The sequence below is a fragment of the Candidatus Chlorohelix allophototropha genome, from assembly GCF_030389965.1.
Lineage (GTDB): Bacteria > Chloroflexota > Chloroflexia > Chloroheliales > Chloroheliaceae > Chlorohelix > Chlorohelix allophototropha.
The window spans coordinates 1,750,861-1,765,092 of record NZ_CP128399.1 but is presented as its reverse complement, the minus strand read 5'-3'; the positions used below and the strand labels follow the sequence as shown (position 1 = coordinate 1,765,092).

Annotated in this window: 12 protein-coding genes; 6 read left to right on the top strand and 6 right to left on the bottom strand. The window is 44.3% G+C overall.

The genetic code is table 11. The features are described from left to right. Nucleotide 1 precedes the first annotated feature (1 nt). Nucleotides 2–1,594, bottom strand: a complete 1,593-nt coding sequence (locus OZ401_RS07610; protein WP_341467624.1) for an FAD-binding oxidoreductase — start codon at nt 1,592–1,594, stop codon at nt 2–4. A gap of 270 nt (nt 1,595–1,864) precedes the next feature. Between OZ401_RS07610 and OZ401_RS07605 the strand changes: the two genes are divergently transcribed. Then, the gene (locus tag OZ401_RS07605) at nt 1,865–2,461 is read left to right on the top strand and encodes an NAD(P)-dependent oxidoreductase (protein ID WP_341467623.1); all 597 of its coding nucleotides are present in this window, start codon (nt 1,865–1,867) and stop codon (nt 2,459–2,461) included. 94 nt (nt 2,462–2,555) lie between these two features. On the opposite strand, the gene OZ401_RS07600 is transcribed toward OZ401_RS07605, so the two are convergent. Next, nucleotides 2,556–5,633 (bottom strand): PAS domain S-box protein, encoded by a 3,078-nt coding sequence (locus OZ401_RS07600; protein WP_341467622.1) that lies wholly within the window; start codon nt 5,631–5,633, stop codon nt 2,556–2,558. 861 nt (nt 5,634–6,494) lie between these two features. Continuing rightward, nucleotides 6,495–7,133 carry a deoxynucleoside kinase gene (locus OZ401_RS07595; RefSeq protein ID WP_341467621.1) on the bottom strand — a complete coding sequence of 213 codons (639 nt, stop codon included), beginning with the start codon at nt 7,131–7,133 and terminating at the stop codon, nt 6,495–6,497. Nucleotides 7,134–7,290: 157 nt separating this feature from the next. On the opposite strand from OZ401_RS07595, the gene OZ401_RS07590 reads away from it, so the two are divergent. From OZ401_RS07590 to OZ401_RS07580, 3 genes are all read left to right on the top strand, one after another. After that, the gene (locus OZ401_RS07590; protein ID WP_341467620.1) at nt 7,291–8,745 is read left to right on the top strand and encodes a hypothetical protein; all 1,455 of its coding nucleotides are present in this window, start codon (nt 7,291–7,293) and stop codon (nt 8,743–8,745) included. Nucleotides 8,746–8,806: 61 nt separating this feature from the next. Beyond that, a complete protein-coding gene (locus OZ401_RS07585) occupies nt 8,807–9,742 on the top strand; it encodes a hypothetical protein (RefSeq protein WP_341467619.1) in 936 nt (311 codons plus the stop codon). A gap of 3 nt (nt 9,743–9,745) precedes the next feature. Then, the gene (locus tag OZ401_RS07580) at nt 9,746–10,081 is read left to right on the top strand and encodes an STAS domain-containing protein (RefSeq protein WP_341467618.1); all 336 of its coding nucleotides are present in this window, start codon (nt 9,746–9,748) and stop codon (nt 10,079–10,081) included. 72 nt (nt 10,082–10,153) lie between these two features. Here OZ401_RS07580 and OZ401_RS07575 read toward each other — a convergent pair whose 3' ends face one another. The 3 genes from OZ401_RS07575 to purQ are packed head-to-tail and all read right to left on the bottom strand — an operon-like array spanning nt 10,154 to nt 12,032. Then, complete coding sequence (locus tag OZ401_RS07575) at nt 10,154–10,891, bottom strand: XdhC family protein (RefSeq protein ID WP_341467617.1); 738 nt, start codon at nt 10,889–10,891, stop codon at nt 10,154–10,156. A 5-nt stretch (nt 10,892–10,896) separates the two neighbouring features. Then, nucleotides 10,897–11,208 carry an XdhC family protein gene (locus OZ401_RS07570; RefSeq protein ID WP_341467616.1) on the bottom strand — a complete coding sequence of 104 codons (312 nt, stop codon included), beginning with the start codon at nt 11,206–11,208 and terminating at the stop codon, nt 10,897–10,899. 44 nt (nt 11,209–11,252) lie between these two features. Continuing rightward, nucleotides 11,253–12,032 carry a phosphoribosylformylglycinamidine synthase I gene (gene purQ, locus OZ401_RS07565; protein ID WP_341467615.1) on the bottom strand — a complete coding sequence of 260 codons (780 nt, stop codon included), beginning with the start codon at nt 12,030–12,032 and terminating at the stop codon, nt 11,253–11,255. A 438-nt stretch (nt 12,033–12,470) separates the two neighbouring features. On the opposite strand from purQ, the gene OZ401_RS07560 reads away from it, so the two are divergent. Both OZ401_RS07560 and OZ401_RS07555 read left to right on the top strand, forming a co-directional pair. Beyond that, complete coding sequence (locus OZ401_RS07560; RefSeq protein WP_341467614.1) at nt 12,471–13,250, top strand: electron transfer flavoprotein subunit beta/FixA family protein; 780 nt, start codon at nt 12,471–12,473, stop codon at nt 13,248–13,250. A gap of 14 nt (nt 13,251–13,264) precedes the next feature. Further along, a complete protein-coding gene (locus OZ401_RS07555; RefSeq protein ID WP_341467613.1) occupies nt 13,265–14,230 on the top strand; it encodes an electron transfer flavoprotein subunit alpha/FixB family protein in 966 nt (321 codons plus the stop codon). Nucleotides 14,231–14,232 lie beyond the last annotated feature (2 nt).

The following is a 14,232-nucleotide window of genomic DNA, read 5'->3' as shown; positions in this document are numbered from 1 at the left end:
TCTATAGAACCAATTTACCGGGATTTAATAGCCCTTCCGGATCGAATTGCCGGATAATAGCCCGTATACCTTCCAAACCAAGTTTGCCCTTTTCCGCTTCCAGATAGGGCAAATGATCTGCCCCTACGCCGTGTTGATGGCTGATAGTACCACCACCATTAACAATTGCTAAGCTAGCAGCTTTTTTCATCCTTTGCCAACGTTCGAGAGTTTTTTCAGGTGTATTTGCTACCCGGAAAACGTAAGTGGTATAAACGCTAGAGCCGTAGGGGTAAAGATGCGAAAGGTGGGTAAACACGTGCAGTTTTTCGCCTTCCACCATAGCAGCTTCTTTCAAAGCACATTCAATCGAGTCAACCATTTGCGGGATTTTCTCCCAAACCGTTGCGGTTTCAACCGTATCCACCGCATAACCTGCTTCCCAAAGGCTATTCCGCAGATAAGGGGTCTTGAAACGATTCTTGTGCCATTGCTTGCCAAATAATGTACCTAGATATACCCCACCATTGCGATGCGCCAGTGCAAGCGCCTCTCTTTTGCCGATTTGCACCAACGCCCGGCTACCCTTGAACCCCATTATCAGCATGCATTTTTGCGCACCCGCCCCCCGTAAATCCAAATAACGCTCAATAGGCGCGATTATATTGCGTCGCCCTGCCAATGCTAGAGTGGTTTCGGTTTCAACGGGGGTGCTATAACGTAGCATTGTAAGCGGCAAACCCGCTTGAACAATCTTCCGCACTGCTTCAAAGCCTCGCTCCCACTCTTTGAAAAAAACCGCCAGAAAAGTCTCAACCGGAGGGACAGGCACAACCCGAACAGTCGCTTTGGTAATAATCCCGATTCTACCCTCAGAGCCAAGCACAATTTCACGCAAATCGGGACCGGCAGCAGAAGCGGGAAAGGACGGCAACTCAAGCGACCCGGCAGGAGTTTCTACATTACCGCCGGCAAATAGCCTTTCAATACGCCCATAGCCTAACGATTGTTGCCCACTCGAACGAGTCGCAATCCAACCTCCCAGAGTCGAATACTCAAACGATTGAGGATAATGACCAAGCGTATAACCATGCGCTCTCAATTCCGCTTCTAGGTCAGGACCAGCAATCCCCGCTCCAAAAGTAGCAAGCCGACTGTCATGATCAAGACACAAAAGGCGACTCATACGCTCCATCGCTACGGTCAGCACTGGCTCTCCACCCAACAGCGGGTTTATATGCCCGGCTACACTCGTCCCACCCCCATACGGAATCAGACTTGCGCCAGTGTGACGTGCATATTCATATAAATCGCTTATTTCGGCTTCATTTTCAGGAAAAGCTACGCCATCCGTGAAAGTTATGCCTGTACCGCCCCGCAGTTCAATCCAGTCGGACATACTCTGCCCGCGTGAATAGCGTAACCTTGTCAATTCGTCAGTCTTTATCAAGGGATTTGGGGGTAAGCTTGATGGTGGAATCGAAGCTAGAACAGAGGTTAGTTTGGCATCTTGAGGCACTATACCGGAACCGAGACGCTGTTGTAAATATTCCAGAGTATCCTTACCTAGATGGGACTCGGTAGAATCATCTCCCCAACCGTTCCAACGTCTCATAAATTATATCCTCTGGTAGTGTCAAAGCTGATTTCAGGTTTTACTCGGCTACTTATACAAAAAGAGCTTCAATTAAAATTTGCACGGTATTCTCCTTAATCATATGAAACCCTTATTTTCTGTCAAGTAAAGTAGATTTGTGCAGTTCTAAGCAAGGAAAGGCTGAGTCAGATTTCTTTGTAATGGGAGGTAAGTAGATAATTGAACCTTAATCAAGTATAATTCGCAACGTCTTGGTTGATTCAATTTTATTAATTATTTGGGATAAAAATGCGAATAGTTATATTCGGCGCCACCGGTAAAACCGGCAATGCGCTTCTTAGCAAAACACTATCACAGGGACATCAAGTAACTGCGCTGGTTCGAGATGTTTCAAAAATCAATATAATTACCTCCAATCTGAAGGTGATACAAGGTGATGTGTTGGATAAAGTAGCAGTACAAACCGCTATTTCCGGGCAAGATGTTGTGTTTTGCACCCTTGGAACTGGTCTGGATTTAAGCCCTACTACTGTTTTATCCAATGGTACTCGCAATATTGTCGAGGCAATGCAAGCACATAGGGTAAAACGAATAGTTTGTCTATTATCGGGCTGGCTCTTTTATCCGACTTATCCACCGATATTTAAAAATATCACCGAAGAACATGCCCGCCAGTTGGAAATATTGAAAAAGAGTGGGTTGGAGTGGGTGGCAGTTTGTCCACCACAAATAACGGATGATCCTGGAGATCAGCCCTTTCGGGTAGCGATGGGTTCATTGCCGTTAGGGGCTACAAATATCTCAAAGGAAGATGTTGCTAGGTTTATGATTGCACAGCTTAAGCAAGATTTTTATCTTGGCGAAACGGTGGGAATAGCCTATTAGTTACGAACCGGAGCAACGCGCAGGTTACTTTTGAACTTGTGCATATGCTCCGGCTTTTACAGAAAACTATTAAGCGTGTATAACAATTTAATCTTTAGAACCAACGTTGAGTGATTTCTCGTAATATCCGATCAAGCATCTCGATTGAAAAGGGCTTGTTTATACAACCGGCAAAGCCATAATCCCGATAATTGGTCATTACAGGATCGTTCAAGTAACCGCTAGAAACAATTACTTTTGCTTTTGGATCAAGTTGTAGCAATTTTGGGATAAGTTCTCTAGCTCCCATACCATTTTTTATACTTAAATCCGCAATTACTGCATTAAAATGAAAATTATCTTCGTGGGCAAGTCGATATGTTTCGAGTGCTTCCTCGCCTGAGGTCGTTTTATAGGTTTGGTAGCCTAATTTCTGTAAAATTTTGGCTAGCATTTCACTCACCATCACTTCATCATCCACTATAAGAATCCGTCCTAAGCCAGTTCGAGAAATATCTTCTTTATTAGCTTTACGATTGATTGGTTCAAGGGCGGCTGGAAGATAAATATTAATTCGAGTGCCTTTACCAAGTTCACTTTCTATAGAAATATGCCCCTCATGTTTTTTAATAATCGAATAGCAAATAGGCAAGCCCAATCCCTTACCAAAAAACTTGGTGGTGTAGTAAGGGTCGAAAATTTTAGGCAACTCTTCAGGTTTAATGCCAGAACCTTGATCGGTAATAGTTAAAAGCACATAATTACCGACTTTTAGCATTGGTTGTTGTTCAGAATCCACGCTAACGTTAGTAGTCGCAATTTGCAATAGACCGCCATGTGGCATAGAGTCAATGGCGTTTTGAACCAAGCTTTGGACAGCCTGAGTTATCTGCGCTTGATCAATAACTACAGACCATGTATTGGCATCAAAATTAAACTCACATCTGATCCCGGTGTTACGCAACATATAAGGAACTGTATCTTCCAATAGAACCTTTATGATCGTCTTTTCCTTGATAGGAGAGCCACCTTTAGCAAAAGTAAGGAGTTGCTGTGCCAAATCTTTGGCGCGAAAAGTGGCTTTTTCAGCCGCTTCCAAATATTCCTGGTTTTCATCGCCATCAGCCAAATTTAGCTTTACCAGTGAAATGTTGCCCATTATAGCCGTTAAAACATTATTGAAATTATGCGCAAGCCCACCCGCTAACGTTCCGAGCGATTCTAGATTCCGGATTTTCATTCTTTCGTCCATCTGATAAATCTTTTCAGTGACATCCAGAAAAGTTAAAACCGCGCCTATCAACTTACTTTCTTTGTTATATAGGGGCGTTCCGGTAAAAGAAATATTCCGCTTCTGCTTTTGGAGAGTTAGAAGCACAATATCGCCTGTTATTTCGTTAACACGGTTACCTTCAAGAATATCGACAATCGGATATACACGGCTAGAATCTTTCCTACTATCCTGCAAATGCAGCACTTGTTCGGCTTGCTTTCCCGTGGCATTCTGGATTGACCATCCGGTTAATTCCGCCGCTGCCCGGTTAAAAAGAACGATGTTTCCGGCGTTATCAGTTACGACAACGCCATCTCCAATCGAGCGTAAGGTTATAGCCAATCGCTCGGTTTCGGCAGCTAGTGCATTTTGCATTTGTCTTTGTTCGGTTATATCCTGTGTTACAACCATACCACCTGTAATTTCATTATTCTCATTACGTACAGGCAATACATAAACTTGATATAGCAGTTCATCGGTATAGGGCATCTCGAAGATGGTTTCATTACCCGCAAGTGCTGCACGATAGGGCGTTTCCAAACAAGCAACAGTTTTAGCTGTTAATATTTCGTAAATAGTTTTTCCTACCAACTGCTTACCGGTGAGACCTATTACTTCGAGTCCTTTGCCCTCAGCAATGGTATAGCGCAAATCTTTATCAAACAGTAATACTGCGCCATTCGGGAAGTTTTTAGCCAGAGTCCGATAGCGAGCTTCACTCTCAAGCAAAGCTAGTTCAGCCTTTTTTCGCTCGGTTATGTCCCTTGCTACCCCAGAGGCGAAGAGCGGTTTACCTGTAACCGGATCATAAACAGAACGAGTGTATGTTTCTACCCAGATATAACTCCCATCTTTCCGCCGACATCTATATGTAACTTGAATTGTGTTGGATTCAGGTGTAGTTTGTTTTATCTTTTCCATTATCAATTTAATATCATCAGGGTGAAAAAGAATAAAACTGGACTTACCAAGCAATTCTTCCGGTTCATAACCCAATAGGCTTTTACAACTTGGCGATAGGTAAGTGATGGTGCCGTCCACGGTGTTGGTAAAAATCAGGTCAAGTGATGTATCTGCCAGCAAACGATAACGTTCTTCATTTTCGCGCAGCGCTTGTTCCGCCTTTTTTTGCTCGGTTATATCTTCGTGAACTGCAATTCCAATAAGACCATATTCTAGATGTTCGTATAGCGAAATCGTTGCTTTTGACCAGAATGTTGAGCCGTCTTTTTTGACATTATGTACTTCGAATGTTGTTACTTCTTCTTGTTGTATGGAAGATCGTATCTCGCTGTCAACTTGAGCAGCGTCAGTATTCTCATCACCATAATTAAGAATAGTTGTCGATTGCCCGATTAGTTCACCAGTACCATAACCAAACATTTGCTCAAATCTGGGATTGGCATAAAGTATTTTTGAGTCTGCATGGCGAACTAACATTACCCCCTCAGCCATGTTACGTGCAATAATAGACACTAGATTTTGATAAAAATCAGGTTCTAAATGATAATTTGTATTTTTTGCTTGCGCATCATTAAAAGAGGGATATTGTAAGACATCTTTTAATTTTAGCTGAGCAAGTTTATATTCAGTAATATCCTGCAAATAAACCAGTGTGCCTTCAGGGGAGGGGGAAATCCTTACTTCGAACCAAAAATTGAGAGAAGGATAAAATTCTTCAAAAAAAAGTTCCTTTTGCCCAAATACTGCCTGCCGATAATAGGGATGAAATTTCAGATGTTGTAATTCGGGGAGTTCTTGCCAAATATTTTTCCCAATTAAATCAACTGTAGTTCGTCTGAATAGATTCGCGGCATTTTGATTTACGAAAACAAACTCATCGCGAGTATCAAGGGCAAAGAAAGTGCCTTTGACTCTATCCAGAATAGTAGCTAATTGATTGATTCTCAGCGAATCCATAGTGAGACTATTCCCTATTTAAAGATACCCTCATTTTTTTATTATGCAACTAATTATAGCATTATTGTTTAGTAATTGTCAGTATAATTACATGGTACATTTGTAACATTTGATCATTTTATTTTAAAAATAAAACCTAACCCTAATTTAAAATTACGAGCAAGCTTCAGTTGAAATGCGAATCAATTAAGCATACGCTTTGTCCTTAAATAAGGTTTTATATGGTGTTACGGCAACTGATTATTTATTATCAAACTATAAGTAGCAGAGGGTTTTGAGACAACAGCTTAAATTAAGCATCGATATCTTCGGCTATACCGCCATTCCTATGCGGATTTTGCTCATTTAACCTTTTGCATGTGGCTATCCGAAGCTAGCTATTGGATTTATCAGGAGAACTAGTGACCAAAATTGTTTTTGTGCACTAATCATTAGTGTAATTGCATTTCCAATATTCTCTGGTATACAGGTGCAGTACAAACATTGGTTGTACCGCACTACTAATATTCAAAAAACCTAATACCAAAGAAGAAAGATACTACAAAATTAGCCTCTAAGATTAAGCTAACCAGCGAGATTTTAATATTATTTTAATAGTTTTCTCTTTCAAGTTTAAAATCTATAAATATTCTAGCAGTAATAAATGCCGGAGTTTGTGCAGTTTGCGCATACTATAAAAAGAAAAAGGGATTCGGTAGGATTTATATTCTATGTTTATTCAAAGCAAATATAATTCTTATTCCAGAAGGAGATTATACTAATTCCTTAAGATGCTTTTTTCTTTTCTATTCCCTAACTACTTTGTTAGCATAGAAACGCCATAGATTTGAAATAACCTCTTTACAAATACGAACGCTTGTACTAAAATAATACCAGCGTTGGGTCGTAACCGCATGCCTCCGATATTTTCCAGAGAACTTCATTAGCATCGTCTGGTTGCGTCTCCACATCATAGCGGTTCATATCAATTTCTATTTTGGGACCAACATGGTATTCATTATAAAAGCGTTCGTAACTTTCGTTCAGTGAAGCAAGGTAAACGTGATCAACCCCGGAAGCTTCAAATGAGCGACCACGTTTGGCAATACGCTGCATCAAAGTGGCTTCATTGGCGCGTAGATATACCAACAAATTGGCAGGGCGTACCAACCCTTCCAGCATAGTGTAAAAGTCATTGAGGGTAGCAAATTCTCGATCTGGCAAAATGCCTTGCGAGTTAAGGCTATGAGCGAATACCTTCAAGTTTTCAGCGGCGCTGCGCTCCTGCACCGCATTAGAATCTCCGCGGGTAATCTCAATTTGCTGGCGAAAGGTACGCTCAAGAAAAACTAGTTGCGAAACCAACGCCCAGCGAGTTCGATCAGCATAATAATCTGCCAGATAAGGATGATCTTGAACCGTTTCTTCGTATAATTTCCAACGCCAGCGGGTAGCGATTATTTTAGCAAGGGTGGTTTTGCCAACGCCGATGTTGCCACATAAGGTAATATAAATTCCCACGAATGAATTTTCCTTCCATATATTAAAATATAAAAATGGGAGTAAAGTTTACTTGTCATAAGATTCTTTGTTTGATATAATTTTGTTAAGTTATGTATAGCATTTCTAAAATCCGAAGTGTACCCTTTTCTAGATAGCGTTTTTAAGAAGGTAGCAAATGAATAACGAGCAGCGAGTAATAGCCTACGTACCTAAAGATGTGGATGATCGTCCAGCCTCCGATATGGGTGCGGTACGTCGAGGGCTGTGGATGTATACTCATAAACTCGGACTTAATTTTAGCCTTGTTCTTCTTCTATCTTTGGCATATCAGGCTTTCGTAGCAGTGTTCATTGCTATGAAAGGTCTGCGCAACATCCCGATTTTTGATAGTCTGCTAAAAGGTGATCAATTTTTGCAGATAATCGGCACAATCGGAGTGATTGTTATTGCTATTGTCATTCAAGGCTTGATTATAGCTGAAATGGCTCAGGTAGTGTGGTTACGCCATCCCGATCGCCTCAAAGTGAGACTTATGAAGGGTTCAATCTGGTGGTGGATAATGCTGGTTACGTTGCTACCATCTATTGCAATTGACTTCATGCTGCTATTTCTGAGTGTTACCGAACAAACCAACCTCGACTCAGCCTTGCACTACCTTGCACGCGATCAGGTAACTGGGCTGACTATTTTGCTTCTTTCGATACTCAACTTCCTTACTTTATTGCGCTGTGCTTCGGTGATGCGCACCAGCACTAGTGAAGAGATTCGGCGTGAGGTAGAAGAACGGCTACACGCTATCGCCGAGGAAATGCTAATAGACGCAGGAGATAGTGCGCGTTCGAAAACCGCGAAAGTGTGGAAGCAACTTTCAGTTAACCCGCAACGCTTTGTACCAATACACGATTCAGTAATTAACCTTATTTCACAGAATCATCCTGAACTTGTACCACCTGATTTGGGTGGTGATGCATGGGCTTATGATTTCAGTGGCAATACTTTTGCAGTGTTACCGCCGGATGTACATATGGCGCTGTTGCAAAATCGGTATCGTGCCTCAAACACCACTCGCAGTTTACCAGCAGGAAACCGCATTGATAGAACGGTTAAGAAGCCACAATCTGAACAGGACGAAAACCAGTTGTTGTGGAAACTGCCGCCTAGCGCGATTGCCGAGATGATTAGCTATAATTTAGAGACTTACGGCAAACCCCGCTTTGTAGATATTACCGAACCGGATGCGCCAAAATATCTGACCCGCCCGTTGGAACTTTCCGCGCTAGGTATCGTTGATGAACAGAACCAATTAGCGCAGGGCAAACAGCCCACCATGCTAAATAGCGCTGCAACCCAGCAAATCCGAACAATTAATGCGCCAGTGTCGCATATTGTAACCGGAGGAGATTTCCTTAGCACAATTAGCCCCAAAGAAAAAGCGCTGTTCGGCGCGTATCTGGCAAAAACCGTATTCCCCCATGTGCATGGGAACGAATATATGCCCTCATCTGGAGCAGATATTTACCAGATTTTCGATGAGCTAGAATTGCAATGGTATTATCGGTATTGGCGTAAGCACTTTTCGGAAGGCACTAACTCCGGTCAAATTCCTGTACCTCCGGCTTTTGCCCAATAACCAGATTTTATAAATAATACCGGACACGTATAGGCGTGTCCTGAACTGCGTATCAGCCAAAATGTTGCAACGTCCGATTCCCAATAATGAATATGAGAAGGCGCTCCACATCCTGCAAGAACTGGAAAAGGGCGACCGCCGGGAAGGGCTTTTTTCGTGTTTTGCCATTTCCCGGCGTGGAGAAGTAATCTGGTTCGATGAGGTTGGTAGCCCTTACGGAGTAGCGATTCAGGGTTCGGCGTTAGTAAAAACTCGCGTTTTAAATTTACCTTCACAACCGATGCGAGTTGTTAACCTTGAAGAGGCTTACCAGCAACTTATCCAGCAGCAGCAACGTCAATATTTAACAGTGCTGGCAACCTTATCGTATGGAAGCAAACAAGAACGGGGCATTCTCGCTAGCCTTGCTTTACTGATAGGATTTATTATCGGATTGTTGGCATTGTATATGCTTTTGCGTCCCTATACCAGCAACGAAAGTAATGTCAGCATCGCTGGAGTTGGGGATGTAACTATTGTTTCGACCGGAAGCTATAACCCTATCGCTGACCCCACCGTTACCCGTACAAATTTCAAAGCGTTTCTCAAAGAAATGAACAGCCCTGCATTATCTGAAGCAGATCAGATGTATGATGCCTGCCTGAAAGAAGGTTGCGACCCGGCGTTAATGCTGGCTTTTTTTGAACACGAATCTTCTGGCGGTAATCAAGGTGTGGCAGCAATAACCCGTTCGGTGGGCAATATCCGTTGTACTCCCGGTTATAATTGTTATCAGACTAGCACAAACGGCTCGTTTCGGCTATATGCAAACTGGGCTGAAGGAGTGGTCGATTGGGCGCGTCTCCTAAAACAATACAGAGACAATGGGGCGCGGACGCTTGACCAAATCATTCCGGTATATGCTCCCCAAGAAGATAATAACGATGTGAACGGCTATATCAACGCCGTCAAACAGCGCGTGGATGACCTTCGCAAGCGCGAATTGAAGTTGAGATAATGCGTGTACATTGAACAGCGCGAAATAATTATAAGAATTGGGATTATTTCTTTGCAGGGGCGGTTGGATGAAGAAGGCGCAGACCAACTGGCAAAGGCGCTTGAGCAACAAAGCGAACGGGGTGTTAATAGCCTGTTGGTAGATTTACATCGAGTGAACTTTATTAATAGCACCGGCGTAGCAGTGTTAGTGGGCGGAATGAAGCAATTACGAGCAAAGGGTGGCGATTTGCGTTTGATAGGCTTACAACCCGGTCCTCGCTCGATTTTTGAACTGATGGCGCTGGATAAAGTATTCACCATTTTCGAGACCGAAGCCGAAGCGTTGCTCGGTCTATAGAAATTTCCTCCAAAAAGGTTCAGTTAAACCCTGCCCCTTTTTAAGCTCGTAATCCACTTCAATCCAAAGCGTTTATTTAACCACCCCGTACTTAACGCCGATAATCTCGGCTAAAATACTGACTGCAATTTCGGCTGGCTCTTTGGCACCGATTTCAATGCCCACTGGTCCGTGGATTTTGGACATCTGCTCCTCGGTAATACCCAACTTTTTGAGCCTATCAACCCGCTTGGCAACGGTGGTACGACTGCCGATAGCCCCGATATAACGCGCCTGACTGGGCAAGGTAGATTGAAGTGCCGGTTCGTCAAACTTTTCGTCATGGCTCAGGATTACAATATAGGTGTTGTGGTCAATCTTGAGTTGCTCGACCGCTTCATCGGGCCATGCAAAGATAAGCTCATCTGCTTCGGGGAAACGCTCTTTGGTCAGAAACTTCTCGCGTCCGTCAATAACTTTTACCCGAAAACCGAGTTCTTTAGCCATTTTTACCAACGGAATGGAGATATGTACCGCCCCAAAAACCAGCAAAGTAGGCGGAGGTGGGAAAACATCGACAAATACTTCAAAGTCGCCCAAATCTGTAGTAATCGGGAAAGTTTTCGAGCCAGTGCGCTGCATCAGGGGGACCGCGTTTTTAATCGTTTCGGCATCAAGGAGGGCATTACCAAGCGAACCGTCGGTTACACCGTCAGGATAAACCAACATTTCCGCCCCGATATTTGTTCCATCGGGAGCATGTACCACCGTAGCGCGGCTGACCATTTCCTCACGCTGAATATGGTCACGTATTTTCTGATAGAAAGACATTGCGTTTACTCCAGCGGTGTAAGATAAACTTCAATTCCACCGCCACAGGCAAGCCCTACATCCCACGCCGTTTCCTTACTAATACCGTACTTCAGCAATTTCGGTTTGCGGGATTTCAGCACTTTCTGAGCTTCTTCAAAAACTGCCCCTTCCACGCAACCGCCGCTAACCGAACCAACTAGCTTGCCGCTGCGGGTGATCGCCATTTTTGAGCCTTCAAAGCGCGGCGCTGGTCCGGTGGTTTTAACCACTGTAGCGAGGGCAATATCTTCGCCCGCTTCGCGCCATTCTTCTATGGTTTTGAGTATATCTTGCATTGCTTTACTACCTCTTTTACTGCTTCATTGAAATGAGGAAACCTTTATCCGGCAACGTATTCAATCGCGTTGCGGAATATTTTCGCGCCATCTCCCTCTTGGATTTCGCCTTCGCTGCCCTTGATGCGAGACCAACGCGGGTGATTGACAGGGGAAATAAAACGTTCGGGGTGCGGCATCAAGCCAAAGACGGTGCCTTTGCTATTGCTAGTGCCTGCGATATGCGCTACCGACCCGTTCGGGTTGTCGGGATATTCCGGTGCGTTGCCAAATTCATCGGTGTAGCGTAGAGCAATTTGGCGGTTCTTTTCAATTTCCGACAAAGTTGAATTATCTTTTACCACTACCCGCCCTTCGCCATGTGCTACCGGCAGATAAAGCTTGTCCAAACCTTTGGTAAAAATGCAATTGCTGTCAGGTTCAACCTTCAAATGCACCCAACGACACTCGAATTTGCCGGAGGCGTTGTTAGTCAGCGTTAGATCTCCAAACAAACCAGCTTTTGCCAAAATCTGAAACCCGTTACAAATACCAATCAAAGGCTTTCCAGCCGCTACAAATGCTAAAAAGGCTTCTCTCATCCGAAACATCAGCTCGTTCGCCATCAGTTTACCGGCTCCCAGATCATCTCCGTAGGAAAAGCCACCGGGTATAGCCATTATCTGGTATCGTTCGAGGGTTTTGATCGAATCTTTATCGGCAACTTCATTGATATGTTTCAGGTCAACCTGTGCGCCCACATAGCGCCAGGCTTCAACCATTTCCTGATCGCAGTTAATTCCGGCGGTACGTAACACCAACACCCGAACTTTTTGAGACTGCACGTTTCTCTCCTCAGCAGGCGTAAATTGCCCTCTAAATTCTTGAAATCTCAGCAATATTCGGGATTGATTATAACAGAAAATAGCTTTCAAGGCGGTTTCTCATCTTTTGCTATAGTGTCCTTTGGTTTAAACCAGCCTTTGACACAGCTTTCGAGAGCTATAGCATAGGCTTAAATGAGTAGATTCGGCTGTTATACAGTTGCCAAATATAGAAAGTAGGCTCTTTTAAATTGACTTTACCTATAGATTATGCTAGTATCCTTTTGCACAATCAAAAGTATGTTCTATCTGAATTCTCCGAGCCTCATTTCTTCAAGGTCTTTTTAATGTACCCATTTGCTTAAACCCCTGATATAATAATTGAATTAGCTTTCGGCAAAGTTGCCATGCTCAAGCTACAAATTGCGAGTTTGAGGTTCTAAAAGCTGGAGGAATAAGTTGAAAATCGTTGTCTGTGTAAAACAGGTTCCCATTACCACCGGAACCAACAAAATTGACCCAAACACCCTCCGAATCGTACGTGAAGGTGTAGATGCCGAACTCGACCCGGCAGATGAATATGGTATCGAAGCAGCTCTCCAACTGATTGAAGCGCAGGGTGGAGAAATCACGCTCGTTTCGATGGGACCTGACCGAGCTATTGAAGCCATCAGGCGCGGCTTGGCGATGGGCGCAGATAAAGCAATTCATATCAGCGACCCGGCGTTGTCAGGTAGCGATGCACTAACTACCGCTCGTATTCTGGCAGCCGCAATAAAACGAGTAAATCCTGATCTGGTTATTTGCGCTACTGAAAGTAGTGATGCCTACACCGGCATAGTCCCCGCCGGTATTGCGCAATTATTGGATATTCCTCAACTCACTTTTGCCAAGAAACTGACGGTGGAAAACGGCAAAGCGACAATTCAGCGCCAGATTGAGGGCGGTTACCAGACGGTTGAAGCCAGTTTGCCAGCGTTAGTAACCGTAACCGGCAGCATCAACGAACCGCGCTATCCCGCTTTAAAAGGTATTATGCAAGCTAAAAAGAAGCCGGTAGAAACCCTAACCGCCGCCGATCTTGGCTTTGCCACCTCTGAAGTTGGTTCTGCGGGCGCAAAAGAGCGGGTATTGGGTTGGAATCCTGCTCCACAGCGTCAAGCCGGTGTTCTTATCAAAGATGATGGAAACGCAGCGGTAGCAATTGCCGATTATCTGCAAAAGCTTAAAGTTATTTAGAGGAGCGGGCAAAAATGGCAAAGATTCTGGTACTTGCAGAACTCAAAGAAGGCGTGGTACAGAAAGTCGCGCTGGAATTGGTCTCTAAAGCCCGTACTCTGGGCGAAGTGACAGCAGTAGTATTGGGAACCGGCGCAGGGGCGCAAGCAGCAATATTGGGCGAGTATGGGGCGCAAACTGTGCTGATCAGCGAGGATGCCGCCTATACAACCTATCTTGCTGAACCCGGCGCGGAAACACTGGCTTATCTGATTGAGCAAATCGCTCCTTCGCTGGTTTTAATCGGCGGAACATATGATGGGCGTGATATAGCAGGACGGGTAAACGCAAAACTGGGTAGTGGCGTGATAACCGATGCGGGTGAAATCAGCTTTGAGGGGGGCGCACTTAAAGTTACCGTTCCATGGTATAGTGCCACAACTATTGTTGATGTTACCTCCCCTAGCAACGCTCCATTGGTAATGGTAAAACCCAAAACCTTTGCTGCCGAAAAGTTGGAAGGTGCGGCTGTGCCAACGGTGGAAAAAATAAGCTTCACTCCTTCCGATAAAAGCAAGCGCGCCCGTATTCTTGAAACCGTCATGGAAAAGAGCGAAGGTCCAAGCCTCGAAGAAGCCAACGTGGTTATCAGTGGCGGACGTGGTTTGAAAGATGCGAAGAACTTCGAGCTACTTCACAAACTTGCCGAGCCTCTTAACGCAGCGGTGGGCGCTACTCGCGCCGTAGTGGATAGCGGTTGGGTATCGTACAGTATGCAGGTGGGGCAGACGGGCAAAACCGTTAAACCCAACGTGTATATTGCGGTCGGCATCAGCGGAGCGATTCAACATACCGTTGGTATGAAAGGCTCCAAAAACATTATTGCTATCAATACAGACGAGGAAGCCCCTATCTTTAAGGTGTCAGACCTCGGCATTGTAGGGGATAGCCTGAAAATTCTCCCGGCGCTAACCGAAGAACTGAAAAAGCGCAGGGGCTAAAC

Excerpts from the sequence above, each read along its gene's own strand:
- OZ401_RS07555 (WP_341467613.1), top strand. The coding sequence starts at position 13,265 with ATGGCAAAGATTCTGGTACTTGCAGAACTCAAAGAAGGCGTGGTACAG.
- OZ401_RS07590 (WP_341467620.1), top strand. The coding sequence starts at position 7,291 with ATGAATAACGAGCAGCGAGTAATAGCCTACGTACCTAAAGATGTGGAT.
- OZ401_RS07570 (WP_341467616.1), bottom strand. The coding sequence starts at position 11,208 with ATGCAAGATATACTCAAAACCATAGAAGAATGGCGCGAAGCGGGCGAA.
- OZ401_RS07605 (WP_341467623.1), top strand. The coding sequence starts at position 1,865 with ATGCGAATAGTTATATTCGGCGCCACCGGTAAAACCGGCAATGCGCTT.
- OZ401_RS07610 (WP_341467624.1), bottom strand. The coding sequence starts at position 1,594 with ATGAGACGTTGGAACGGTTGGGGAGATGATTCTACCGAGTCCCATCTA.
- OZ401_RS07575 (WP_341467617.1), bottom strand. The coding sequence starts at position 10,891 with ATGTCTTTCTATCAGAAAATACGTGACCATATTCAGCGTGAGGAAATG.
- OZ401_RS07585 (WP_341467619.1), top strand. The coding sequence starts at position 8,807 with ATGTTGCAACGTCCGATTCCCAATAATGAATATGAGAAGGCGCTCCAC.
- OZ401_RS07600 (WP_341467622.1), bottom strand. The coding sequence starts at position 5,633 with ATGGATTCGCTGAGAATCAATCAATTAGCTACTATTCTGGATAGAGTC.